At 49.9% G+C, this 23,784-nt stretch carries 20 protein-coding genes; 18 read left to right on the plus strand and 2 right to left on the minus strand.

What is annotated here, in order from left to right; all coding sequences use genetic code 11:
* The first annotated feature begins 7 nt into the window (after positions 1-7).
* From murQ to AB1L17_RS22860, 11 genes are all read left to right on the plus strand, one after another.
* The gene (murQ, locus tag AB1L17_RS22810) at positions 8-916 is read left to right on the plus strand and encodes an N-acetylmuramic acid 6-phosphate etherase (protein ID WP_412846124.1); all 909 of its coding nucleotides are present in this window, start codon (positions 8-10) and stop codon (positions 914-916) included.
* 45 nt (positions 917-961) lie between these two features.
* A complete protein-coding gene (locus tag AB1L17_RS22815) occupies positions 962-2,377 on the plus strand; it encodes an FAD-binding oxidoreductase (protein WP_412846123.1) in 1,416 nt (471 codons plus the stop codon).
* Complete coding sequence (locus AB1L17_RS22820; RefSeq protein WP_412846122.1) at positions 2,370-3,665, plus strand: (Fe-S)-binding protein; 1,296 nt, start codon at positions 2,370-2,372, stop codon at positions 3,663-3,665. Before AB1L17_RS22815 ends, AB1L17_RS22820 begins: the two co-directional genes overlap by 8 nt.
* A gap of 564 nt (positions 3,666-4,229) precedes the next feature.
* Positions 4,230-5,489, plus strand: coding sequence for a helix-turn-helix domain-containing protein (locus AB1L17_RS22825; protein WP_412846120.1), 1,260 nt, complete (start codon positions 4,230-4,232; stop codon positions 5,487-5,489).
* 62 nt (positions 5,490-5,551) lie between these two features.
* On the plus strand, positions 5,552-6,502 hold the full coding sequence (locus tag AB1L17_RS22830; RefSeq protein WP_412846119.1) for an ABC transporter permease: 951 nt from the start codon (positions 5,552-5,554) through the stop codon (positions 6,500-6,502).
* 13 nt (positions 6,503-6,515) lie between these two features.
* Positions 6,516-7,412, plus strand: coding sequence for an ABC transporter permease (locus AB1L17_RS22835; protein ID WP_412846118.1), 897 nt, complete (start codon positions 6,516-6,518; stop codon positions 7,410-7,412).
* A gap of 21 nt (positions 7,413-7,433) precedes the next feature.
* Positions 7,434-8,441, plus strand: a complete 1,008-nt coding sequence (locus tag AB1L17_RS22840) for an ABC transporter ATP-binding protein (RefSeq protein ID WP_412846117.1) — start codon at positions 7,434-7,436, stop codon at positions 8,439-8,441.
* Positions 8,431-9,414, plus strand: a complete 984-nt coding sequence (locus tag AB1L17_RS22845; protein WP_412846116.1) for an ABC transporter ATP-binding protein — start codon at positions 8,431-8,433, stop codon at positions 9,412-9,414. Before AB1L17_RS22840 ends, AB1L17_RS22845 begins: the two co-directional genes overlap by 11 nt.
* 30 nt (positions 9,415-9,444) lie before the next feature.
* Positions 9,445-11,046 carry an N-acyl-D-amino-acid deacylase family protein gene (locus AB1L17_RS22850; RefSeq protein ID WP_412846115.1) on the plus strand — a complete coding sequence of 534 codons (1,602 nt, stop codon included), beginning with the start codon at positions 9,445-9,447 and terminating at the stop codon, positions 11,044-11,046.
* A 28-nt stretch (positions 11,047-11,074) separates the two neighbouring features.
* Complete coding sequence (locus tag AB1L17_RS22855) at positions 11,075-12,655, plus strand: ABC transporter substrate-binding protein (protein ID WP_412846114.1); 1,581 nt, start codon at positions 11,075-11,077, stop codon at positions 12,653-12,655.
* A gap of 15 nt (positions 12,656-12,670) precedes the next feature.
* Positions 12,671-14,266, plus strand: coding sequence for an N-acyl-D-amino-acid deacylase family protein (locus AB1L17_RS22860; protein ID WP_412846113.1), 1,596 nt, complete (start codon positions 12,671-12,673; stop codon positions 14,264-14,266).
* A gap of 48 nt (positions 14,267-14,314) precedes the next feature.
* Here the strand turns inward: AB1L17_RS22860 and AB1L17_RS22865 are convergent, their stop codons facing one another.
* Positions 14,315-15,541 carry a (S)-ureidoglycine--glyoxylate transaminase gene (locus AB1L17_RS22865; RefSeq protein WP_412846112.1) on the minus strand — a complete coding sequence of 409 codons (1,227 nt, stop codon included), beginning with the start codon at positions 15,539-15,541 and terminating at the stop codon, positions 14,315-14,317.
* A gap of 42 nt (positions 15,542-15,583) precedes the next feature.
* The gene (gene ytvI / locus AB1L17_RS22870) at positions 15,584-16,615 is read right to left on the minus strand and encodes a sporulation integral membrane protein YtvI (RefSeq protein WP_412846111.1); all 1,032 of its coding nucleotides are present in this window, start codon (positions 16,613-16,615) and stop codon (positions 15,584-15,586) included.
* Between the two features lie 261 nt (positions 16,616-16,876).
* Here ytvI and AB1L17_RS22875 point away from each other — a divergent pair, with 261 nt between their 5' ends.
* From AB1L17_RS22875 to AB1L17_RS22905, 7 genes are all read left to right on the plus strand, one after another.
* The gene (locus AB1L17_RS22875) at positions 16,877-18,151 is read left to right on the plus strand and encodes a cation:dicarboxylate symporter family transporter (RefSeq protein WP_412846110.1); all 1,275 of its coding nucleotides are present in this window, start codon (positions 16,877-16,879) and stop codon (positions 18,149-18,151) included.
* Positions 18,152-18,588: 437 nt separating this feature from the next.
* Positions 18,589-19,497, plus strand: coding sequence for an NUDIX hydrolase (locus AB1L17_RS22880; RefSeq protein WP_412846109.1), 909 nt, complete (start codon positions 18,589-18,591; stop codon positions 19,495-19,497).
* 24 nt (positions 19,498-19,521) lie between these two features.
* Positions 19,522-20,382 (plus strand): TIGR02452 family protein, encoded by an 861-nt coding sequence (locus tag AB1L17_RS22885; protein WP_412846108.1) that lies wholly within the window; start codon positions 19,522-19,524, stop codon positions 20,380-20,382.
* Positions 20,379-21,092 carry a nicotinamide riboside transporter PnuC gene (pnuC, locus tag AB1L17_RS22890; protein ID WP_412846106.1) on the plus strand — a complete coding sequence of 238 codons (714 nt, stop codon included), beginning with the start codon at positions 20,379-20,381 and terminating at the stop codon, positions 21,090-21,092. Before AB1L17_RS22885 ends, pnuC begins: the two co-directional genes overlap by 4 nt.
* Positions 21,080-22,138: a multifunctional transcriptional regulator/nicotinamide-nucleotide adenylyltransferase/ribosylnicotinamide kinase NadR gene (nadR, locus tag AB1L17_RS22895; RefSeq protein ID WP_412846105.1), complete on the plus strand. Its 1,059-nt coding sequence runs from the start codon at positions 21,080-21,082 to the stop codon at positions 22,136-22,138. The genes pnuC and nadR overlap by 13 nt, the downstream gene beginning before the upstream one ends.
* Before the next feature lie 41 nt (positions 22,139-22,179).
* Entirely contained in the window at positions 22,180-22,767 is a 588-nt protein-coding gene (locus AB1L17_RS22900; protein WP_412846104.1) for a DUF1802 family protein, read from the plus strand.
* A gap of 32 nt (positions 22,768-22,799) precedes the next feature.
* A complete protein-coding gene (locus AB1L17_RS22905) occupies positions 22,800-23,780 on the plus strand; it encodes a quinone oxidoreductase family protein (protein WP_412846103.1) in 981 nt (326 codons plus the stop codon).
* The last annotated feature ends 4 nt before the right edge of the window (positions 23,781-23,784 follow it).

Genomic DNA, 23,784 nt, shown 5'->3' on the forward strand with positions numbered 1-23,784 from the left:
ATAGAGCATGAACCTGGAGAATTTGCAAGCATTGACGACCGAAGGAAAAAACGAGAGCACTAGTGAGCTGGATCAACTGAGTGCCCGCGGTATCGTACAAATGATGAACGATGAGGACAAGAAGGTTCCTTATGCAGTAGAGCGCGTCCTCGACCAAGTGTCCGATGCGGTAGAGGTGATCACACACGCATTGGAAAAGGGTGGAAGACTGTTTTACTTTGGAGCTGGCACGAGTGGACGCTTGGGGATTCTGGATGCGTCCGAATGCCCGCCAACCTTTGGTACCAAGCCTGAGCTCGTCCAGGGTGTGATTGCTGGTGGACCATCCGCGATGATCCGTGCGGTAGAAGGAGCAGAGGATTCCTTTGAACTGGGGCAGGAAGATATTCATAAATACGGCGTGACCAAAAAAGATGTGGTCGTAGGGATCGCTGCCAGCGGCCGGACTCCGTACGTCCTCGGTGTTCTGGCTGAGGCACAGAAGATCGAAGCCAAGACGATTGCTGTCTCTTGCAACAAGCCTTCTTACATCAATGCGGGTGTAGATGTGGCGATTAATGTCGTGGTAGGACCGGAAGTTTTGACAGGATCGACGAGACTCAAGGCAGGAACAGCACAAAAGCTGGTGTTGAACATGCTGACGACAGCCACGATGATTCGCTTGGGCAAAGTGTACGGAAACCTAATGGTCAGCGTGCAGGCGACGAATCTCAAGCTGAAGGAACGCGTGAAGCGGATCATCATGGAAGTGACCGGAGCGGGTTACGAGGAGGCGGAGCAGCTGGCTGAACAGGCAGATGGAGATGCGAAGACAGCTATCATCATGAAGCTGACCGGATCGAGCAGGGAAGAGGCTACACGTCTGTTGAATGTTACCAATGGAAGAATCAGGGAAGCGATTCAGCAATTGGACTAAGGTTTTTAAGATTTTGAAGTTTTTGGAAAGGATGGAGAGATTCCCATGTTGCCAGAATCCATTCGTGAAGAGCTGCGTGCCATCGTCGGAGAGAAAAACTGTCTCGACAAACAGGAAGCATTAGTCGCCTATTCGTATGACGCGACGCCGATGCAGCAAGCATTGCCGGATGTGGTCGTCATGCCGAAGAGCACAGCCGAAGTCCAGCAGGTCATGCGAGTTGCAGCGCGGCATCACATTCCGATTGTGACACGTGGAGCGGGCTCCAATCTATGTGGCGGGACGATACCAATAGGCGGCGGGATTGTCTTGGTTTTGAGCCGGATGAATCAGATCGTGGAGATCGACGAACAAAATTTGACGATTACGGTGCAGCCGGGAGTTCGAACGGTTGACATCCATCAGGCGGTCGAGGCACTCGGGTTGTTTTACCCACCGGATCCAGGCAGCATGGTCATCTCCACGATTGGCGGAAATATCGCACTTAACTCCGGCGGACTGCGCGGGTTGAAGTACGGAACGACCAAGGATTATGTGCTGGGGCTGGAAGCGGTACTGCCGAACGGGGAGGTCATTCGTACCGGAGGCAAGCTGATGAAGGATGTGGCGGGCTATGATCTGACCAAGCTCCTGGTCGGCAGCGAGGGCACATTGGCGATCATCACGGAGGCCATTCTGAAGCTGATTCCGAAGCCGCAGACACAGCGGGTCATGCTGGCGATGTTCGCGGACATGGCACAGGCGGCGAGGTCTGTCTCCGATATTATCGCCAATCGCATCATTCCTGGAACGCTTGAATTTCTCGATCAGGGAACGATCCGAGTCGTAGAGGATTTCAAACAGATCGGACTTCCGACAGATGTGGCTGCGATCCTCCTGATCGGACAGGACGGAGAACCACAGACGGTTGATCGGGACATGGAGCAGATCGCTGCTATTTGCCAGAAGAATGATGCCGTTCAAATCAAGGTAGCGACGACAGCGGAGGAAGCCGATGAGGTGATGACCGCCAGACGAAGTGCGCTAGCCGCCCTGTCACGGATGCGTCCGACGACCATCTTGGAGGATGCGACAGTCCCTCGCGCTGCGATTGCGCCCATGGTGGCGGCGATCCAGGAGATTACGGATCGTTACGGGCTGCAAATTTGCACATTTGGCCATGCAGGTGACGGCAATTTGCATCCGACCTGCATGACAGACGCTCGCAACACGGAAGAGATCGAGCGTGTCGAGCATGCCTTCGAGGAAATTTTCGCGGCGGCTATCGATTTGGGCGGAACGATTACGGGAGAGCATGGCGTAGGGATCGTCAAGGCACCGTATTTGGAATGGAAGGTAGGAGCTGCGGGTATGGAGATCATGAAAGGCATCAAGCACGCCTTCGATCCTCACAATCTCCTGAATCCTGACAAGATGTTTGCCAAAGAGTCCCGGAACAGAGTGGTGGTCCAGCGTGCTTAAAGAAGCCTTGGTAAATAAACTCGACTATGATGAATTGTCCAATTGCATGCGCTGCGGCTTCTGCCAGCCAGCCTGTCCGACCTTTCGGGAAACAGGCTATGAGGCAGCCTCTCCACGAGGTCGCATCGCATTGATGAAAGCCGTAGCAGATGGCGTCATGGAGCCGGACAAAGACTTCGTCGATCAAATGAATCTGTGTCTAGGCTGCCGGGCGTGTGAGCCGGTATGCCCAGCAGGTGTGCCGTACGGTCAGTTGATTGAGCAGACGAGAGAAGCGATCGAAGAGGTGCAGGAGCATCCATGGTGGGTCAAAGCGGTTCGCAAGCTCGCCTTTTTCCACCTGTTTCCTCATCAGAAGCGCATGTATCAGCTCGGCGGCCTCTTGCGTTTCTATCAACGCTCAGGAGTGCAAAAAGCGGTTCGCAAGCTGGGTGTGCTATCCATCCTGCCAAAGCAAATGCGGGAAATGGAAGCGATCATGCCAGAAGCATCTGGAAAAGGAGTCGTGGACTTTTTCGGCGGCACGGTCATTCCAGCAGTCGGAGAGCGCAAATATCGCGTCGGTATGTTTCACGGCTGCATCATGGATGTTTTATTCCATGAAACGAATCGCAACACCGTGCAGCTCTTGAGTGAGGCTGGCTGCGAAGTAATCATTGCTTCTGATCAAGTATGCTGTGGTGCTCTTCATGCGCATAGCGGAGAGCGTGAACAGGCACGCAATCTGGCGCGAAAAAATGTAGCTGCGTTTCACAAGGCTGACGTGGATATCATCGTATCCAACGCAGGCGGTTGCGGGGCGATGCTACAGGAATACGACCATCTGCTGGCGGAAGATGCCGAATGGCAGGAGAAGGCACAATGGTTCGCTTCACGGGTGAAGGATATTAGTGAGGTGCTCGCACTCCTCGTCGAACCGAAAGCATGGCAATCATTGCCGCAACGGATCACCTACCAGTCCTCCTGTCATCTGCGCAACGGGATGAAGGTGACCAAAGAGCCAGTGAACCTGCTGCAAGCCATTCCGGGAGCCACATACGTACAGCTTCGCGAGGGAGATCGCTGCTGCGGCTCAGCAGGCATTTACAACCTGGTGCAGCCTGAGATGTCCGGAAGCCTTTTGGATGAAAAAATGGGGCATGTAGCGGCTACCCAAGCAGACATTCTCGTGACCTCGAATCCGGGCTGTCTGTTGCAAATGAAAGCAGGCATCCATCGGGCTGGACTGGAAGGGAAGATGGAGGCCGTTCATATCGTTGATTTGCTGGCGCGTGTCAGTCAGAAATAATAGAATCTCATAACCGAGAAGACGTGTAGAAAATTATTCCGGAAGACGGAGTGGTTCTTTGCACGTTTTTTCAGTACGTAGGAATTTATAAGTTATTATACAAAGCTGGTGAGAAGAAAAAGCACAGGGCTCGTAGACCTTGACAGGCCTACCCAGTCGGAACTTCAAAAAGGGGACCACGCTTGTCGAACACTTCTTCCTCGAGAAACTTCCGCCCGTAGGGTGGCTTTGGCTCGACGGTCCCCTTTTTGAAGTGGAGACGTCCAGTGAATCCCCCCTGCTGGCGTGCCAGAGTCGAAGAGAACTGTGCTTTTTCTTCTCCTCCACTATGTTGACTCAAACCAAAAGGACCTTGATGTTTTTTCTTATAGAAAAAGGGGATAAAAGGACTATTAACGGAAATTGCATGTAAGAATGGCCGAATGTATGATAATAGAAAGAATTTTTAAAAAATTTAATGAATTTTATGTTGGCAGTAAAAAATCGGAGAGGAAGTGGTAGGGAGCGATGGAAATAAAAGTCGCAGTTATAGGTCCTTACGATTTGCTTGATGAGGTTTTGTGTATGGCTGCAACATTTCCAGCCTTAACGTTGCGCCCCCTCGGCTACAAAGATGTGCAGGATGTCAAACAGCTCGTGCTTTCCTGTAAGGAAGAGGTTGATGTTTTTTTATTTGCCGGTCCTATTCCATACCAAATCGCCCGCGAACATGTGGATGGGCCCAAGCCGATGGTTTACCTGCCTTACAATGGCACGAGTCTCTATCGGGTATTCTTTCAGCTTTTGCGAGAGAGCAGGACTTTATTGACGGAGAGCCGCTTGCGTTTTAGTATCGATGTTTTGTCTTTACAAGAGGTTGAGCAAAGATTGGATGAGCTGTCTATCCCAGTAGATCGGATGTACACGATGGAATATCGGCTAGACCAGAGCGCAGACGATATTCTTCAGTTTCATTACGACTTATGGACAAGGAAAAAGGTAGACGCGATTTTTACGTGTGTCGCATCCGTTTATTGGGAGCTTCGAAGAATGGGAATCCCCTGTTATCGTGTAACACCCACGAAGTCTACGATCCAGGATGGCTTGTATCGGGCGCAGATCGAAGGGAAAAACCTTCAGCTAAACGATACGCAAATTGCAATCGGCATCATTAATATCGAGAACATCGTGAAAAAGTGGCATTCATCGGAATATGAGCTCCAGCGCAAGAAAATCGCGATTCAGGAAATTTTGATTGATTATGGGGAAGAAATCCAAGCCTTGATGAACTGGCCGGATCGTAATGAAGTCATTTTCGTTACGACTCGGGGTGTTATCGAGCGGACAACAAGCATGTTTACCCGCTTCCCCCTCCTAGAGAGAATCGTAAACCGTTTAAACATTTCTGCCAGTATCGGAATAGGGCTGGGCCGAACGGCAAACGAGGCACAAAGCAAAGCCGGGGAAGCTCTCTCCAAAGCGAAATCGGGCGGAGGAGGAAGCTGCTTTATTGCCATGCACGACGGCAATGTTGTCGGACCACTAGGGGAAGAATTTCAGTTAGCGTACTCCCTGCGGAGCAACAATCCAGAGCGTTTGGATGCCGCAAGAAAATCAGGCTTGAGCGTCGGGACGATCAACAAGCTGATCTCTTTTTGCCAAAACTACGGCAGCTCACAAATAACCGCGGCTGACCTCGCTAGTCGATTTGGCGTTTCATTGCGAAGTGCCAGACGGATTTTAAGCAAATTAGAGCAGAGTCAGCTAGCAATGGTCGTCGGTGAGGAGCAGCCGATCTGTAAAGGAAGGCCCCGTCAGGTCTATGATCTGAAACTGCAAATATGAATGCCTGCGTTCTACACGTTCATTGGTTTTCAATCTATGACAAGTGAGGGGGCAAGATGAAAATGGGAGGTTATTTGCTTAAGCGTGTCGTGTCATTATTACCTGTCCTTCTGGTTGTAGCGGTTGTTGACTTTATCATCATTCATCTTACCCCTGGTGACCCTGCTTCTGTCATTCTGGGAGCACAAGCTACGGAAGAAGAATTAGCAAAATTACGAGAGCAGCTAGGCTTAAATCTTCCCATCTACATCCGCTTTTTCGAATGGATAGGGGGCTTGCTGCAAGGGGATCTAGGCTGGTCGATCTTTATGGATAAGCCTGTGACAGAAGCGATATGGGAGCATTTAGGGCCAACCCTTTCCTTAACGATTATGGCTGAGATCATCGCGATTCTGTTTGCGATCCCCTTGGGTGTCATGGCGGCCAATCGTCGAGGCACTTGGATGGATCAGTCGTTTATGACAGTAGCATTGCTGGGAATCTCGCTTCCTAGCTTCTGGATCGGATTGAATCTGATCTTGCTTTTCGCGGTCCAACTGAATTGGCTGCCTGCTGCAGGCTATCAGCCGATGTCGGGTGGACTCCTGAATCATTTCAAATATTTGATCATGCCCGCGATATCACTTGGCATTATGCAAGGGGCTTTAATTGCGCGAATGACGCGATCTTCCATGCTGGAAGTGTTGAACGAAAATTACATTCGAACGGCAGAAGCAAAAGGCTTGAAGATGTGGTTTGTCACCTATAAGCATGCGCTGCGCAACGCCTTCATCCCCATCCTCACGGTAATCGGACTGTCGTTTGCAACGCTGATCGGGGGAGCAGTCGTGACTGAAACGGTCTTTAACATACCTGGGATCGGCAAGCTCATTGTCAATTCTGTTTTAAGACGGGATTACGAGGTCATCCAGGGTACCGTGCTCATGATTGCAACAGCGTATGTTCTCATCAATCTCATCGTTGATTTGCTTTACGCGTATATCGATCCACGTGTGCGATACGACAAGAGCTAAGGGGGATGGATGAATGGAAACATCTTCGGTAACGATTGCCACAAGCCAACCTGTTGCACCGCCAAGGCATCACGTGAGAGTAGCCATGCATCGGTTTTTCGCAAACCGATTGGCTGTCTCCGGGAGTATTCTCGTCTTGTTTATCACCTTCATTTGTGTCCTTGCTCCTATGCTCACCTCGTATGATCCACTCGAAATGAAAGTGCAGGATCGACTCAAACCGCCAAGCACCAGCCATTGGTTCGGTACGGACGAGTTTGGCCGAGATGTTTTTACCCGTGTGGTGTACGGAAGCCGAATTTCGATGGGAGTGGGCTTCTCAGTAGTCGTGATTACTTCCGTTGTGGGGTTACTATTTGGGCTGTATTCAGCGTACTACCGACGATTGGACAACTTCCTCATGCGGATCAATGACGGCTTAATGGCATTTCCCGCTATTTTGCTGGCCATTGCCATACTGGCTGCACTCGGTCCGAAAATGAGCAATGTGATTATCGCTCTGAGTGTGGTGTATATTCCAACGGTAGCCCGAGCAATCAGATCGGTAGCGATCACAGTGAGGGAGCAGACGTATATCGAAGCGATTCATGCACTGGGGGGGAAGTCATGGAGGGTCATATGGCTGCATATCGCCCCGAACTGCCTGTCTCCTCTGATTGTCCAGGCAACGTTCATTTTTGCGTATGCCGTTATTACGGAAGCATCCTTGAGCTTCTTGGGAGCTGGAACCCCACCGCCTGAGCCTAGCTGGGGAAACATTTTAAATGACGGAAGAACGATCATGAAGCAAGCATGGTGGATGACGGTTTTTCCTGGTCTGTCTATCATGATAACCGTACTGGGGCTGAACCTGCTCGGAGATGGCCTCCGCGATTTATTGGACCCGCATACGAATCGAGTAAAAAAATAAGCGCTGCAGGGCGGGAAGGGGATGATTCATGTGCCATTGCTGGAAGTGAAAAACTTGAGAACGACCTTTTCCACAGAGCTAGGTCAGGTGACAGCTGTAGACGGGGTTTCCTTTCAGGTAGATTCCGGTGAGACGGTCGGACTGGTTGGGGAATCGGGATGCGGAAAAAGCGTGACTTCCTTGTCAATCCTACGGCTGTTCCGAAAACACAGTGGAACGAAGCTTACAGGTGAAATCTTTTTTGAGCAAAAAGAGCTGCTGCAATCATCCATGGAAGAGCTGCAAGAGATTCGCGGCAATCGGATATCGATGATCTTCCAAGACCCGATGAGCTCGCTCAATCCTGTTTATACCGTAGGAAACCAAATTGCCGAATCGCTCATGCTGCATCAAAAATTGTCCAAAAAAGCTGCGCAGGAAAAAACGATTGAGATGCTTACCTTAGTCGGCATCCCTTCACCGGAAAAGAGGGTGAACGACTATCCTCATCAGCTCTCAGGCGGGATGAGGCAGCGTGTCATGATCGCCATGGGCTTGTGCTGCCAGCCCAAGCTGTTGATTGCCGATGAACCGACGACCGCATTGGACGTTACCATTCAAGCGCAAATTCTTGATTTGATGCTGGGTCTGCAAAAGCAATTGCAGATGGGAATTCTGCTAATTACTCACGATCTTGGCGTCGTTGCGGAAGTGTGCGATCGCGTCCTGGTCATGTATTTGGGACAGATCGTAGAAGAAGCGTCTGTGGACACCTTGTTTGAGAATCCGAAGCATCCCTATACGATTGGTTTGATGAAATCGATCCCGACCATTGATGGCAAACGCGGAAAAAAGCTCCATGTGATAGAAGGCATTGTTCCGTCGCTCCATCAAATTCCAAAAGGGTGTCGTTTTGCACCCAGATGTCCGCTGGCAGATGAAAAGTGCAGGCAGCATCCGCCAGACTTGTTTAAAATAGCGGACGGGCATCAGGTTCGATGCTGGCATCACGAAAGAATCGGGTTGGGAGGCGTTGCATTTGGCAGCTAAGGAGAAATCAGCGGTACCACTTTTACAGGTATCCAACTTAGTGAAGCATTTTCCGATCAAGCGAGGCTACTTTCAAGAGAAAGCGTACGTAAAAGCGGTCAGCAATCTTTCCTTGAACATATACAAAGGGGAAACCTACGGGCTGGTGGGAGAATCCGGATGCGGAAAAAGCACAACGGGCCGCATGATCCTTCGCTTGCTAGAACCGACGTCAGGCAGTGTGCAATACAATGGACAGGACATTACTCAATTCTCGGAGGAAGAACTCAGAAACGCCAGAAAAGAAATGCAGATCATTTTTCAAGACCCGTATTCAGCGCTGAATCCCCGCAAGCAAATAGGCAAAGCGATCGCTGAACCGATGAGTATTTTCAATTTGGGAGAGAAAAGGCAGCATAAGCAGCTTGTCCTAGAGCTTCTTCGTAAAGTGGGACTACAGCCAGAGCATTACGACCGATATCCGCATGAGTTTTCAGGTGGGCAAAGACAGCGGATCGTGCTTGCGCGTGCATTAGCAGTAAAACCTGCCTTCATCGTATGTGACGAACCTGTTTCCGCACTCGATGTCTCCATCCAGTCGCAAATCCTCAATCTATTGCAACAGCTGCAAGAAGATTTTCAACTCACCTATTTATTCATTGCTCATGACCTCAGCGTCGTTCGGCATATTTCTGATCGAGTCGGCGTGATGTACCTGGGGCATTTAGTAGAAGAAGCTCCTACCGAAGCCTTGTTCTCTGAGCCATTGCATCCTTATACCCGAGCGCTATTGTCGGCTGTCCCAGAGCCTAATCCAAAGAAAAAGAAGGAGAGAATCGTCCTCTCAAGCGAGGTTCCCTCCCCTATCCATTTGCCAACAGGCTGCGTGTTTCATCCGAGATGTCCGCAAGCGATCGCTACCTGTAAGGAAGTCGTTCCGGTTTTGCGGGAAATGGGTACGGGCCATCGTGTCGCTTGTCATCTCGTGTCTTAATAGTTACAAGAATAGAGAGGAGCAAGAAGAATGCTGGATATCGTTATTCGGAATGGTGAGGTGTACGACGGAACTGGTAATCCGTGGACCCGGTTGGACATCGGCATTAAGGACGGAAGGATTGTGAAGATGGGACAGCTTCACGACTCCGAAGCCGTACTAGAGATCGAGGCAAAAGGGTTGGCTGTTTCTCCCGGTTTTATTGACACGCACGTGCATTCTGATTTGTTGTGCACGAAGCCGGACATTCACAAAATCAAGGTGCTGCAAGGAGTAACAACAGAGCTGCTCGGGCAAGACGGCATTTCTGTTGCCCCTGTCAATGAACAGACGAAACCGTTATGGCAAAAACAACTCCGTGGGTTGAATGGTGACATTGGAGACTGGCCTTGGCATTCGATTGACGAGTACCTCCAATTTTTAAGCCGCTCTGGGCTGGCCGGAAATGTCGCTTATTTGGTTCCCCACGGTGCTGTGCGAACGCTGGTGATGGGCTTTGAGGGACGAAGGGCTACGACAGAAGAGATGCGAAAAATGCGTGAGCTCGTAGAAGAAGGAATGCGACAAGGAGCAGTCGGCCTGTCGTCAGGGCTGGTGTATCCACCTAATTTGTTTTCATGCAAAGATGAGCTCATCGCGTTATGCAAAGGTGCAGCCAAATACGATGGATGCTTCGTCGTCCATATGCGAAATGAAAGCAATCACATTCTCGAAGCACTTGATGAAATGATCGATGTTGCACGCCGTTCAGGTGTACGTCTGCATATTTCTCATTTCAAGGTGATTGGCCGAAACAATCGTGACAACTTCCAACAGGCACTAGAAAAAATGGATCAAGCCCGCGCTGAGGGGATCGAGATCACCTTTGACCAATATCCGTACACAGCAGGATCAACCGTGTTACATGCCCTGTTGCCCCCGTGGATGCACAATGGAGGTACAGAGGAGCTACTCGCCAAGCTGCAAGACCCAGAGATTCGCAGGCGGATTAAAGATGACTTTACGAACAACCATGATTTTGAAAACTGGGTAGAGAGCTGCGGTTGGGGAAATATCGTGATTGCGTCTGTCACTACTGAGAAGAACCGCGTCATGGAGGGGAAGAATCTACTGGAAATTGCTCAGATGCTGGGGACAACACCTGCGGATGCTGTCTTTGAGCTGTTGCTTGCAGAAAATGCTGGAGTCACGATGGTCATTTCATGGGGGGAAGAGCAAGATATCACGAACGCGCTGAAGCATCCATTGCAAATCGTCGGTTCGGACGGGATCTTCGGCGGAAAACCGCATCCGAGGCTGTACGGAACCTTCCCGCGAATATTGGGGCGGTTTGTCAGGGAACAAGAAATACTCACGTTGTCTGAAGCCATTCGTCATATGACTGGAGCGCCTGCACAGCTGCTTCGACTCAAGGATCGAGGATTCATCTCCGAAGGGTATTGGGCTGATCTTGTTATTTTTGACCCGATAACGGTTGCAGATCAAGCGACCTACGAGCAGCCGCTCCTAGAGCCGATCGGGATCAAATATGTGCTCGTGAATGGGAAGGTGGCGGTGGATCACTCGTCCTTCACGGGCTTGACCGCAGGGACAGTGATTCGAAATGAAGAGATCAGCTTGAAAATTACCTGAAAATTCGATTAACGAAGGGGGATTTTCCATGATCAAGAAGCCGATTGGTTATATGTTGACACTTCTTCTCATCGTGACACTCTCATTACTGGGGTGTACTTCCGCTCCGTCTTCAAGCGCTCCTGCGTCTAGCAGTGAACAGAAAAAAGAGAAGAACGAACTGCGCGTTGCTTTATCGGTTTCACCGCCTTCGCTCGATATGGTGAAAACATCCACGACAGTGGCGCTCCAAGTCGGTTGGCATATTTTCGAGCCGCTCGTCACGCTGGATAAAGACTACAAGCCTATTCCGATGCTGGCGAAGTCTTTTGAAGTGAGTAAAGACGGGAAAGAGATCACCTTCATGCTCAGGGAAGGAATCACCTTTCATAATGGAAAAGCTCTGGGCGTAGAGGATGTGATTGCTTCGCTCAATCGCTGGAAGGAGCTGTCACCAAATGGAAAAACAGCCCTTGCGAATGCTACGATCTCATCCAAGGACAAGGACAAAATTATTATCACATTGGAAAAGCCATCCGGCACCTTGCTAACCTCTCTCGCATTTCCTCAACAGGGCGCAATGATCATGCCGAAGGAAGTCATTGAAGTAGCTACGGAAGAAGGCGTAAAAGAATACATTGGGACAGGACCGTTCAAATTTGTAGAGTGGAAGCAGGATCAATACATTCATCTCGAAAAATATGCCGATTATCAAGCATTGTCCGAGCCAGCAAGCGGATTGGGCGGGAAAAAGGAAGCCATGGTAGACCACATTTACTTCCACACCGTTCCGGATGCAGCTACACGCGTGGCAGGTCTTCAATCGGGGGAGTACGATTTCGCTGATGAGCTCCCTTTTGACAACTACGAGCAGTTAAAAGGTGACCCTAATCTGGTGACGGTCGTGTCGAAGCCACAAAAATACGTCGGCATGATTTTTAACAAGAAAAAAGGCTTGTTTGCCAATGTAACGGCACGCCAAGCAGTGAATGCTGCACTCGACCATGAAATGATCATGATGGGGATCAGCGGGAACCCGGATTTTTTCCGATTGGATCACAGCCTGATGTTCGTCGAGCAGCCGTGGCATTCAGAAGCAGGTAAAGAAAAATACAATCAGAAGAATCCTGAATTGGCGAAAAAGCTGTTGGCTGAAGCTGGCTACAACGGCGAGCCCGTGACCATCATCACCACAAAGGATTACGAATACATCTACAAAAGCTCCATCATGGTCAAAGACCAGCTGGAGAAAATCGGGGTCAAAGTAAACTTCGAGATTTACGACTGGCCTACGATGGTCAGCAAACGTTCAGATGAAACCAAGTGGAACATCTTTTTCACTGGCTTTCCAACCTACACAAACCCGGTTCAAACCCTGTATTTAGACTCTCGAAACAAGTGGCCAGGCTGGTACAACAACCCGCAGATGGATGCATTGCTGGATGAGCTTCGTCATACAGTTACCTTTGAAGAGCAGAAGGCCGTATTTGAGAAAATACAAGCCTTGTTCTGGGAGGATCTCCCGATTGTCAAAATAGGGGACTTGCACGGATTGGCGGCACATCGCAATTACGTGAAAGGCTATCAGTACTTCATGGATGCACCATTCTGGAATGTTTCTGTCCAATAGTGAGGAGACGTGTACATGGTACTGAAAACGTTTGATATCGTCATACGCAATGGGATGGTTTGTGATGGTACAGGAAATCCGTGGACGAGGCAAGACATTGGGATCGAAAACGGGCGAATCACCCATATGGCGAGATGTATTCCTTCGGGAGGAACCACGGAAATCGATGCAACAGGAATGGTGGTCGCTCCTGGTTTTATTGATGCACATGTTCATTCAGATTTGTGGTGTGCGCGACCTGATATTCACCATATCCGGGTGTTGCAGGGAATTACGACAGAGCTTGTCGGTCAGGATGGGGTTTCTGTTGCGCCCGTGACGAGTGAGACGAAACCACTCTGGATGAAGCAATTGAAAAGAATCAATGGTGACATCGGAGATTGGCCCTGGGAAAGCATTGATGAATACCTGGCATTCCTTGAACAGGCGAAGCTGACTGGCCATATCGCCTATTTGGTACCGCATGGAAATATCCGATCCATGGTGATGGGATTCGCTGGTAGAGAGGCTACGCAAAAAGAAATCGCAGCGATGCAGGAGCTGGTAGAACTAGGTATGCAGCAGGGTGCAGTTGGTGTGTCGTCCGGTATCCAATACCCGCCTTGTGTCTATGCGAACAAAGAAGAATTGGTTGGAATCTGCAAGGGTGCCGCTAAATACGATGGCTGCTTTGTTGTTCATATCCGCAACGAAAGCAATTACTCGTTGGAGGCATTAGACGAAGTGATCGATGCAGCACGCAGATCGGGAGTTCGTCTGCACGTCTCTCATTTTAAAATTTGTGGTGGCAGAAATCGGGATAAGCTGGACATTGCCTTGGAGAAGCTGGAGCAGGGGCGCGCTCGCGGTATCGAGATTACGTTTGATCAATATCCGTATGCAGCAGCGTCTACTTTTCTCCATGCCATACTACCCCCATGGATGCATGATGGTGGGATCACCGCAATGCTGGAGCGACTACATGACCCCCAAATTCGCGAGCGAGTAAAAGAAGAAATGGAGCACAACGGGGAATACGACAATCCCGTCAGAAACAACGGCTGGGACAATCTTGTCATCGCATCTGTAGCTTCTGCGAACAATCGGAAGCTGGAAGGCATGAGTTTGCAGGAAATTGCCAAGCAAAAAGGGATCGCCCCGGCAGATGCCGCATTTGAACTGTTAATGGAAGAAGAAGGTGAAGTGACTATCATTATCCACTGGGGAAACGAGGCGGATGTCGAGCGGGTAATGAAGCATTCGTTGCAAATGGTCGGTTCAGATGGGGTGTTTGGAGGAAAGCCCCATCCAAGGCTCTACGGGTCATTTGCTCGTGTATTAGGTCATTACGCAAGAGAGAAACAATCGTTTCCGCTATGGGAAGCCGTGCGAAAAATGACAGGGGCACCAGCTCAATTGCTGCGACTGCGGGATCGAGGATTTTTACGAGAAGGATACTGGGCGGATCTCGTCGTATTTGACCCGAACAAGATCATGGATCGGGCAACATATGAGGCACCCATGCAGCAGTCCCTGGGTATTCGTCATGTGCTGGTCAATGGGAATATCACCGTGTCTGATGGGCGTCTTACCAATGTGACTAGTGGAACAGTAATCCGCAATCAGTTGTGAACAACATAAAAGCCGCTCGGGCATGTATTGCCCCGGCGGCCTTTGTTTTTAGCCATGGTAAATATCTAAAGCGGCTTGAACGGCCCGTCCTGCATGCACACGCGCTCCATGACGGATGAGAACCGCTTCCAGTGCGCCAAGAACATGCAAAATATTTTTCTTGCGGCAGCTGTAGCCCATGGTGCCAATGCGCCAGATTTTCCCTTTTAGTGGACCAAAGGAGCTGGCTATCTCTATGTGAAAATCTTCGAGCAGCATGGCGCGTACCGACTCTCCGTCCAGTCCATCGGGAATATTGATGCAGGTGACGACAGGAAGCTTGCAAGCGGGATCGCCGTAGAGCTGCAATCCCATTGCCAAAACGCCTGCGACCAATGCCTGTTCATGGAGGCGATGTCTGGCGAATCTCGCTTCCAGGCCTTCCGTGAGGGCGATACGCACTCCTTCGTACAAGGCGTACAGCATCGTCGTCGCCTCCGTATGGTGGTTCAACCGTGCGGGTCCCCAGTAATCCATGAGCTGGCTCAAGTCAAAATAGTTGCTGCGGATCGTTCGGGTTTGTACAGATTTCGGGGCAGAGGGATCAGCGAGTCCACGCTCGATTTTTTTCCGTTGGAGCAAAAGAGCTTCTACACGAGAATTAAAAGTAATGGGAGCCATCCCAGACGGAACTGACAGGCATTTTTGCGTGCCGCCAATACAAGCGTCGATGTACCAATCGTCTACCTTCACTTCCGTCCCGCCGATCGAAGCGACAGCATCGACGACAAACAGGACATCCATGCGTCGGCATGCTTCCCCGATTTCTTTCAGAGGCTGAACACAGCCGGTGGAGGTTTCGCCGTGAACCATCGCTACGATTTTTGGCTGAACTCGCTCGATTTGCGCAATAACATCCTGCGGGTCAAACACACTACCCCAGTGCGTTTCCAGCGTAATGACATCTGCGCCGTACCTTTCCGCAATCTCCGTGAGCAAGTGCCCGAAGCGTCCATAAATGGGTACGAGCACCCGATCCCCCGACTCAATCATGCTGCACAAAACAGCCTCGATACCAGCCCGTGAAGTTCCATCTATCGGAAATGCCCAATGATTGGATGTCTGAAACAATTGCCTGAGCATTTCCATCGTTTCGTTCATGATGCTTGTGAATTGTGGATCGAATTGTCCCAAGATGGGCGAGCCCATTACGCGAAGAACGCTAGGCTCGGCCTCGACAGGTCCAGGTGTCATGATTGTCCGTTGTGAAGTGCTCAGCTCTTTGTATGTACGCATTACTCGCTCCCCCCGTTCAATATCAATGGCCACTTCTTTCGATCAAAAATCAATCTTGAAATTCAAAAATCCGGCTTTCCGCAAGGCTTCGTAGATAATGACGAGCGCTGGACCAAGAATCAACCCGAAAAACCCCATTACCTGAAAACCGAGGAACAAGCTGACAAGAGCAGCTAATGCGCTAATTCCCAGATTGGACGCGAGAACTTTGGGCTCAATAATTCGGCGTACGACCGTTATCACGAGGAAGATGACGATCAGGCCGATTGCCAAATAAGAGTTGCCCATCAAGAAGTTGTAGATGGCCCAAGGGACGAGAAACGAGCCTGCGCCCAATATCGGGAGAATATCGACGAGTACAATCAACAGCGAGATGACGGCTGCATACTTGACCTGTAAAATAAGCAATCCCAAAAAGGACAGCGTGAACGTCATCAGGCTCAGGATGATTTGGGCACGTAAAAAGCCAACGGTGGCGCGGTTCAATTGAGAGATGACCACCTCGACCTTTTCCCGAGCCGACACCGTGAACATTCTCATGAACCCTGCACGTAATTTCGGCAAATCGAGACTAATCAAAAACAAGGCAACCAAGTAAATAATCGTGGAGATCAAGAAGCCCGGAACAATGGCTGCTACACCGAGAATGCCTTTGGCAACCGTCGAGGCTGAGTTGAGAGCCCAGCTTTTAAGCCCGGCGAAGACACTTTGGATTTCCGAGACGGCTTCGGCAGGTAAAGACGCATAGTAAATTTCCCAGCTCATCAAATAAGACTCGACCAGCTCAAAAATATGCTGAGAAAAGGCTGGTAATCGCTGGGCCAAATCGATGCCCTGAATCACGATCTGCGTACCGATCCAGTACAGTACGATCCCAAAAGTAATGAGAAAGAGGAAAAAGGATGCGATCACCGCACTCATCCGATTCATTCGTAGCCTTTTGATGAGAAACAAGACGAGCGGTTCTACCAGAATTGCTGTTAACAGTGCTAGCAGGAAGGGGACGGAGTAAGGCAAGAGAAACAACCCGACTGCCAGTACGAGTAGCAGGATGATCATTTTCCGAATCGTCATGTCTGCGCTCCATTCTGAATGAAAAATCGCTGAAAATGGTTTACCTTATTTTATCATTTTAAGAGAAGCGAACACAATGAGCCCCATCATACCGCGACTTGATAATGTTTATCAGAAAAAATAAAGAAATGAAAAGAATACAAAAAAGGGGAAAACACAAAAAGTCATGATATGATGCTCACCTATATACCACTCAAGTTTGATGCTCATATGCATATCGCTTGAGAGTCACATCTTAATCTTTTATAGCGAGGTGTCAGAATGAAGCGGTTTGGATTAGCGATGCAGATTGTCATCGGTCTCATTCTGGGTATCCTGGTGGGTGCTATTTTTTATGGCAATCCAGCAGTGGCGACCTATTTACAGCCTATCGGTGATATTTTTCTCCGATTGATTAAAATGATTGTCGTTCCGATCGTTGTTGCCACGCTTATTGTGGGCGTAGCAGGCGTAGGGGACATGAAGAAGCTGGGCAAGATCGGTGGTAAGACGATTCTGTATTTTGAAATCGTTACCACGATCGCCATTATCGTTGGTCTGTTAGCGGCCAATATTTTTCAACCGGGTGCCGGTGTGGACCGTACGGTTCTTACCAAAACCGATATCAACTCGTATGTAGATACGGCTGAAACCACACAAGCACACGGAATGGTAGAAACATTCGTCAATATTGTTCCTACGAATGTGTTTGATGCACTCGCACGTGGTGACATGTTAGCGATTATTTTCTTCTCCGTTCTGTTTGGACTTGGTGTCGCAGCAGCCGGAGAAAAAGGAAGGCCCGTTCTCAACTTCTTCAATGGGGTTGCGGATGCGATGTTCTGGGTCGTAAACACCATCATGCGCTTCGCTCCATTTGGTGTTTTTGCGTTGATTGGTGTTACCGTTTCCAAATTCGGTCTGTCATCGCTCATCCCATTAGGGAAACTGGTTATTTTGGTTCACTTTGCAATGCTTTTCTTCATCCTAGTGGTATTGGGAATTTGTGCCCGTATCGGCGGAGTCAAAATCACGTCACTTTTACGCGTATTGAAGGACGAGCTGCTCTTGGCGTATTCCACATCCAGCTCTGAGACGGTACTGCCTAGAATTATGACTAAAATGGAGAAGATGGGCTGTCCGAAGGCGATTACGTCCTTTGTTATTCCGACAGGTTATTCCTTTAACCTGGATGGTTCCACTCTTTACCAAGCTCTGGCTGCTCTGTTCATTGCACAAATGTACGGAATTGAAATGCCAATCAGCACGCAGATCACCCTGATGCTCGTGCTCATGGTTACTTCCAAAGGGATCGCTGGTGTACCGGGCGTATCGTTCGTGGTATTGTTGGCGACGCTCGGCTCTGTTGGACTTCCGGTCGAAGGTCTGGCATTCATCGCTGGTGTAGACCGTCTGATGGATATGGCACGTACCGTTGTAAACGTAGTAGGTAATGCGGTTGCAGCAATCGTGATCTCTCGTTGGGAAGGTCAGTTTGACAAAAAGAAAGCAGACGACTATGTTCGCGCAGTAAAAGCCGATCCAAGTGCTGCTTAATAAAACGAATAGATAGTATGAAGCCTCTTGTCAGTTAATTAACTGGCAGGGGGCTTTTTGCATTGGGTTAAACAAGTGGCTTCGGTGGTGGGAAGAAGCGCATTTCCAGTCTACGCTTCGGCCTCCGCCCCGCTGTGGGTTGGGACTGTCCGCTTCGGAATAAATGGCGGGAGCGCTTCAAACGTAGAAGTTTCGATGAGGTATTCCATAGGTGAAGCTGAAATTCCCCGCCATTTATTACTACGCTGGGGTGGGCTCCAGAGGCGCTTGGACTGGAAATGCGCTTCTTCTACGTAGCTTTTTTAAGAAAAACCATACTCTAATTCTTTGTTGACACCAAAAACAGGAAAGAGTAATATGATACCAACAACTTGATAATAACATTTTGTTAATAACAAAACAGTAACAACAAATCGGCAGCTAAAAGAGGCGATTGGATGATCAAAAAATCACATGTAAATAAACGGGGACAAACCGAACAGGAGTACTTGGAGGCTTATGATGTCAGCCAATTCGAGCGACCGTCTGTGACAGTCGATATGCTGGTATTCACCGTGATGGATGAGCTGGAGGAAAACTACCGCAAGCTTTCGCCCAAGTCGTTGAAAATCTTGCTCGTGAAGCGCGGTGAGCATCCGTATATGGGTCAATGGGCTTTGCCAGGTGGTTTTGTCATACTTGGGGAGAGCCTGGAGGAAGCTGCAAGGCGAGAGCTGCTGACGGAAACGAACGTCGACGACATTTATTTGGAACAGCTCTACACCTGGGGAGATGCCGGCAGAGACCCGCGTACATGGGTCATCAGCACGTCGTACATGGCCTTGGTAGACAGCTCGTCCTTACAGCTGCAAGCTGGGGATGATGCAGAGGAAGCGGAGTGGTACCGCATCGAGGACAGGTGGCTGAGAGAAACGAAGACGGCGACAAAAGAGGGTTCCATTACCGAAAAATGGCTGGAGCTGCGCCTTGTACATGAAAGCGAAGAGCTGTCTGCCACCATTAAGATCACGAAAACAGTAACAGGCCGTACTGTACGTGAGACCCGCGAAATTGTAGAGACGAACAACATTGCATTTGATCACGCCAAAATTATTCAATACGCACTGGAGCGATTGCGCAACAAGATTGAATACACGGATATCGCCTTTGCCTTAATGCCAGAGCTGTTCACGTTAAGCGATCTGCAGCAGGTATACGAAGTGATTTTGGGACGTGAACTGTTGGCTGCCGCTTTTCGCAGGAAGGTAGCGGACAAAGTTCTGGAAACGAATCAATATCGAAAACATGCAGGGCATCGACCATCCAAGTATTTCCGTTTTAACCCGGAATGGATGGATCAGACATAGCCCTTTATAAGGGAGGAAATCACAATGAACCAAGGACACAATCGAAGCGTACGCGTGCGAATCGCGCAAGAGACGCTGCAAATCATAGAGCAAGGCTACTATGTAAACAAAGCGGGGGAACAGAAGAATATTACGGAGGATCTAGCTGCTGCAATCAGCCAATCGGTTCTGTATCGTCCAAATGACTTGGCAGCAGACACTGTGCAACTGCCATCACATCCAACAACTGCTGCACAGCTGCGTGCCAAGATCGAAGTCACCTCGGAATCCAGTCTGGATGCAGCGAAGCGCCTCGTCGTACACGAGAAACGAACTGATGCCGTATGCTTGAATTTTGCTTCAGCCAAAAATCCGGGCGGAGGCTTCCTCGGAGGAAGCCAGGCGCAGGAAGAGAGCTTGGCGCGTTCCTCCGGGCTGTATCCGTGCATCGTGCAAATGCAGGAAATGTACACCTACCATCGTAAGCTGAAAACATGCTTTTATTCCGACTACATGATTTACTCACCGCGGGTGCCAGTGATTCGCGATCAAAGCGATCAGCTTCTGGACGCTCCATATCCCCTGTCATTTATTACGGCGCCTGCTGTAAATGCTGGAGTAGTTCGCGAACGAGAGCCTGAAAATATCGCAAAGATTGGCCCTGTCATGAAGGAGCGCATTCGAAAAATATTGCGAACAGCAGCCATTCACAACCACCGGACCATCATTCTCGGAGCGTACGGATGTGGAGTTTTCCGCAACAGGACACAGGACGTAGCAGATTACTTTGCGACTGTCTTGATCGAAGAACAGTATGCACAGCTTTTTGACCACATCGTTTTTGCTGTCTACGACAATTCTGCGCGCCAGGAAAACCTGCGGGCGTTCAAGGAGAGATTCGCATGAATGCGAAAAGCAGCGGCTTTTTAGCAGACTGGAACTGGTTTGAGAAAATATGGCTCGTGTCATTTACGCTTGTAACCGTCTATTTGTATTTCGCACTGGATGATACCTTGATCGGCTTGATCGCGTCCTTAACAGGCATGCTGAGTGTCGTGCTCGTCGCCAAAGGAAAGACGTGGAGCTACTACCCTGGTATCATCAATGTTGTCCTGTATGCGTTCGTCGCATATGGTCAAAAGTACTATGGCGAAGTGATGCTGAATCTTCTCTATTTTTTGCCGATGCAATTTATTGGACTCTACCTGTGGCGCAAAAACCGCGTGTCGGAAGTCAAACAAAATGACGTCAAGATTACCATTATGTCCAACCGTGCGCGGATGGTGTGGAGCATTCTCTGTATCATCGCAACGATTGCCTATGGGTTTGTCCTGAAGCAAATGGGCGGAGCCTTGCCTTTTGTCGATTCCTTGACGGCAGTTCTCTCGGTCATCGCGATGCTTTTCATGGTGAAGCGCTTGGTCGAGCAATGGGTTGTCTGGATCATCATTGATTTGTTCACGATTTACATGTGGCTGGTGGCGTTTTTGAAAGACGGTAGCGATATCTCGATGCTGGTCATGTGGTCCGCTTATTTGGTGAATGCCATCTACGGGTTGATGAACTGGATTCGGCAGTACCGCAAGCAAAAGGAGGAGCAGACATGGGGAGCGTAGGCTTCATTGGCGGCAAATTTTTGCCACTACACCTGGGACATGTATACGCGATTACGCAGGCTGCCTGCCGCTGCGATGAGCTGTACGTCGTTCTTTCGCACAGCCCAATTCGGGACCGAAAGCTGTGTGAAGAGGCAGGAATCAAGCCGATCCCCTATGAAGTGAGGTTGAGATGGCTGTCCACGCTGGTCAAGGATATGGAAAATGTCCAGGTGCTTGCGGTAGAGGATTGGGCGGACAGCGACGAGAGCTACGATTGGGAGGCGGGCGCTGCGGACATCAAGCGCAAGATCGGCAAAAAAATAGACCGGATCTTCAGCTCCGAGTCCGCCTACGATCCGATTTTTCGCCGCTTATACCCGGACGCAGAACACATCATTCTCGATGAAGCTCGCAGCCAAGTGCCGATTTCCGCTACCCAGATCCGAAACGAAGGGGTCTATGCTCACTGGCAGCACATCCCGAGCATGGTTCAGCCCTATTTTGTAAAAAAGGTAGTGGTGGTAGGAACAGAGAGCTGCGGAAAATCTACCATGACACGCTATCTCGCGAAAATATACAACACGGTGTTTGTCGAGGAGTACGGGCGAACGATCTGCGAAGAGGTCGGGGGCTGCGATACGATTTTGACACCTGAGTATTTTCCGCATATCGCGTATGGTCACAAAATGAAAGAATACGAAGCACTGGGGAAAGCCAACAAGCTCTTGTTCATCGATACCGAAGCGATTGTCACCCAGTTTTACTCAGAGCTGTACACCGGGCAAACCTTCCCTGTTCTTGATCAGATTGCGGGGGAGCAGCAGTATGATTTGTGGCTGTTCTTGGAGCCCGATGTTGCGTGGGTAGATGATGGATTACGCGTGCACGGAGAAGAAGAGGTGCGCTTGCGCAATCATGAAAAGCTGCGCAAAATGCTGGATGTGCGTCGGATATCGTACGTGACTCTGCGGGGCAATTATGCCGAGCGACTGCAAGGGGCTATGCAGTACGTGGACCAACTGTTGCAGACGACTTCTCAACGAAACGGAATTGAGCTAGACTAAAGTCATCAAACGATTCTGACAGTAGAAGGGAGCCGTGCTGCATGCAGTCGATTGTACAGCCGCTATCCCCCCTTAGCTTGAAGGAATGGGCAGTCGCCGTCAAAGCACTTGGAGAAGGTGAGCAAATCATCACGATCCGCAAGGGTGGATTATACGAAGAAACACGAGAATTCCGCTTGGAAAACAATCAATTTTATTTGTATCCGACCTATGAGCACCAGAAGCGTGACATGGTAAAGCCAGACTACCAACACCTGTTGGACGCGACCCTCGAAGGCTGGACGATGGATAAGAAGACGGTGACGATCGAGTATTTTGCCGAAGTAACCGACGATGTCGAGCTGATGGACGACGCCAAGCTGCGTGCGCTTTCTCCCTTCCACATCTGGACAGACAATTTCGCAGATGTACGCCTGCATTGGAAGAAAAAACAGCCGCTGCACATTTTGTTCGTGCGGACGTACCGATTGGAGGTTCCGGTAGAAATCCCGATTGAAGCGGCTTATCAAGGCTGCAAATCGTGGCATGATCTGCTGGTGGACATTCCGCAGGCTGCGATTACACCTGCGTTATCTGACGAAGAGTTCGAAGCGAAAAAAGCAGCGATCATGGCAATTCTGCAAAACTGACATTCCATTTCGATCTTAACTGGAGGGTTCTCATGAAAGCGATCTTGGTAACGGAGCTGGGCGGTCCTGAAACGATGAAATATACGGAAGTTGATATGCCATCTGTGTCACCTGCGCAGGTTCTGATCCGCGTTGAGATGACCAGCGTCAATTTTGCCGATATCAAATCCAGGTACGGAAAAAAAGGAGCAGCTAAACTGCCGTTTATCCCGGGGCTCGACGCGACCGGAGTCATTGAAGCAGTGGGCTCGGAGGTGCAGAATCTCAAGGTGGGCCAACGTGTCATCGCGTTTCCGGCTAACGGATCGTACGCAGAGTATATCGTAGCGGATGAGAGCCTGACCTTTGCACTGCCAGATCAAATCAGCACGGAAACAGCAGCGGCTTGCCCTGTCGTGTCGTTTACTTCGTATCAGCTCTTGGCGAAGGTTGCTCGCATTGCCAAAGGGGAAACGGTACTGATCCATGCAGCTGCGGGAGGAATCGGGACGACAGCGATCCAAGTTGCCAAACTGCTTGGAGCGGGACGTGTCATTGGTACAGTTGGAAGTGAGGCGAAGGCAGGCATTGCCTTGTCAGCCGGCGCGGACCATGTCATCTGCAATGACCGCGACGATTTTGTGGAGAGGGTACGTGAGCTGACGGATGGGGCGGGAGCTGATGTCATTTTGGACTCCATTTCCGGAACGGTGAGCGAGCGTAGTCTCGAGTGTCTCGCGTGGTACGGTCGTCTCGTTCATTTCGGCAATGCCAGCGGTGAAATCGGTCAGATCAAGACGATCGACCTGCATGCCAGCTGCCGCTCTGTATTGGGATTCAGCTTTGGGACGACACGCAAGCTGCGTCCACATCTTTTGCAGGATACAGCCAAGCAAGTCTTGGATTATTTGGCGAATGGCCAGCTCGACATCAAGATCGGCAAGCATTTTGCATTGGAAGAAGCAGCTGACGCCCATGCGTGGGTGGAGAGCAGGGCGAGTACAGGAAAAGTACTGCTGGATGTACGTTCGTAATCGA

It is taken from the genome of Brevibacillus jepli, assembly GCF_047229145.1.
In the GTDB taxonomy this organism is placed as follows: Bacteria; Bacillota; Bacilli; order Brevibacillales; family Brevibacillaceae; genus Brevibacillus.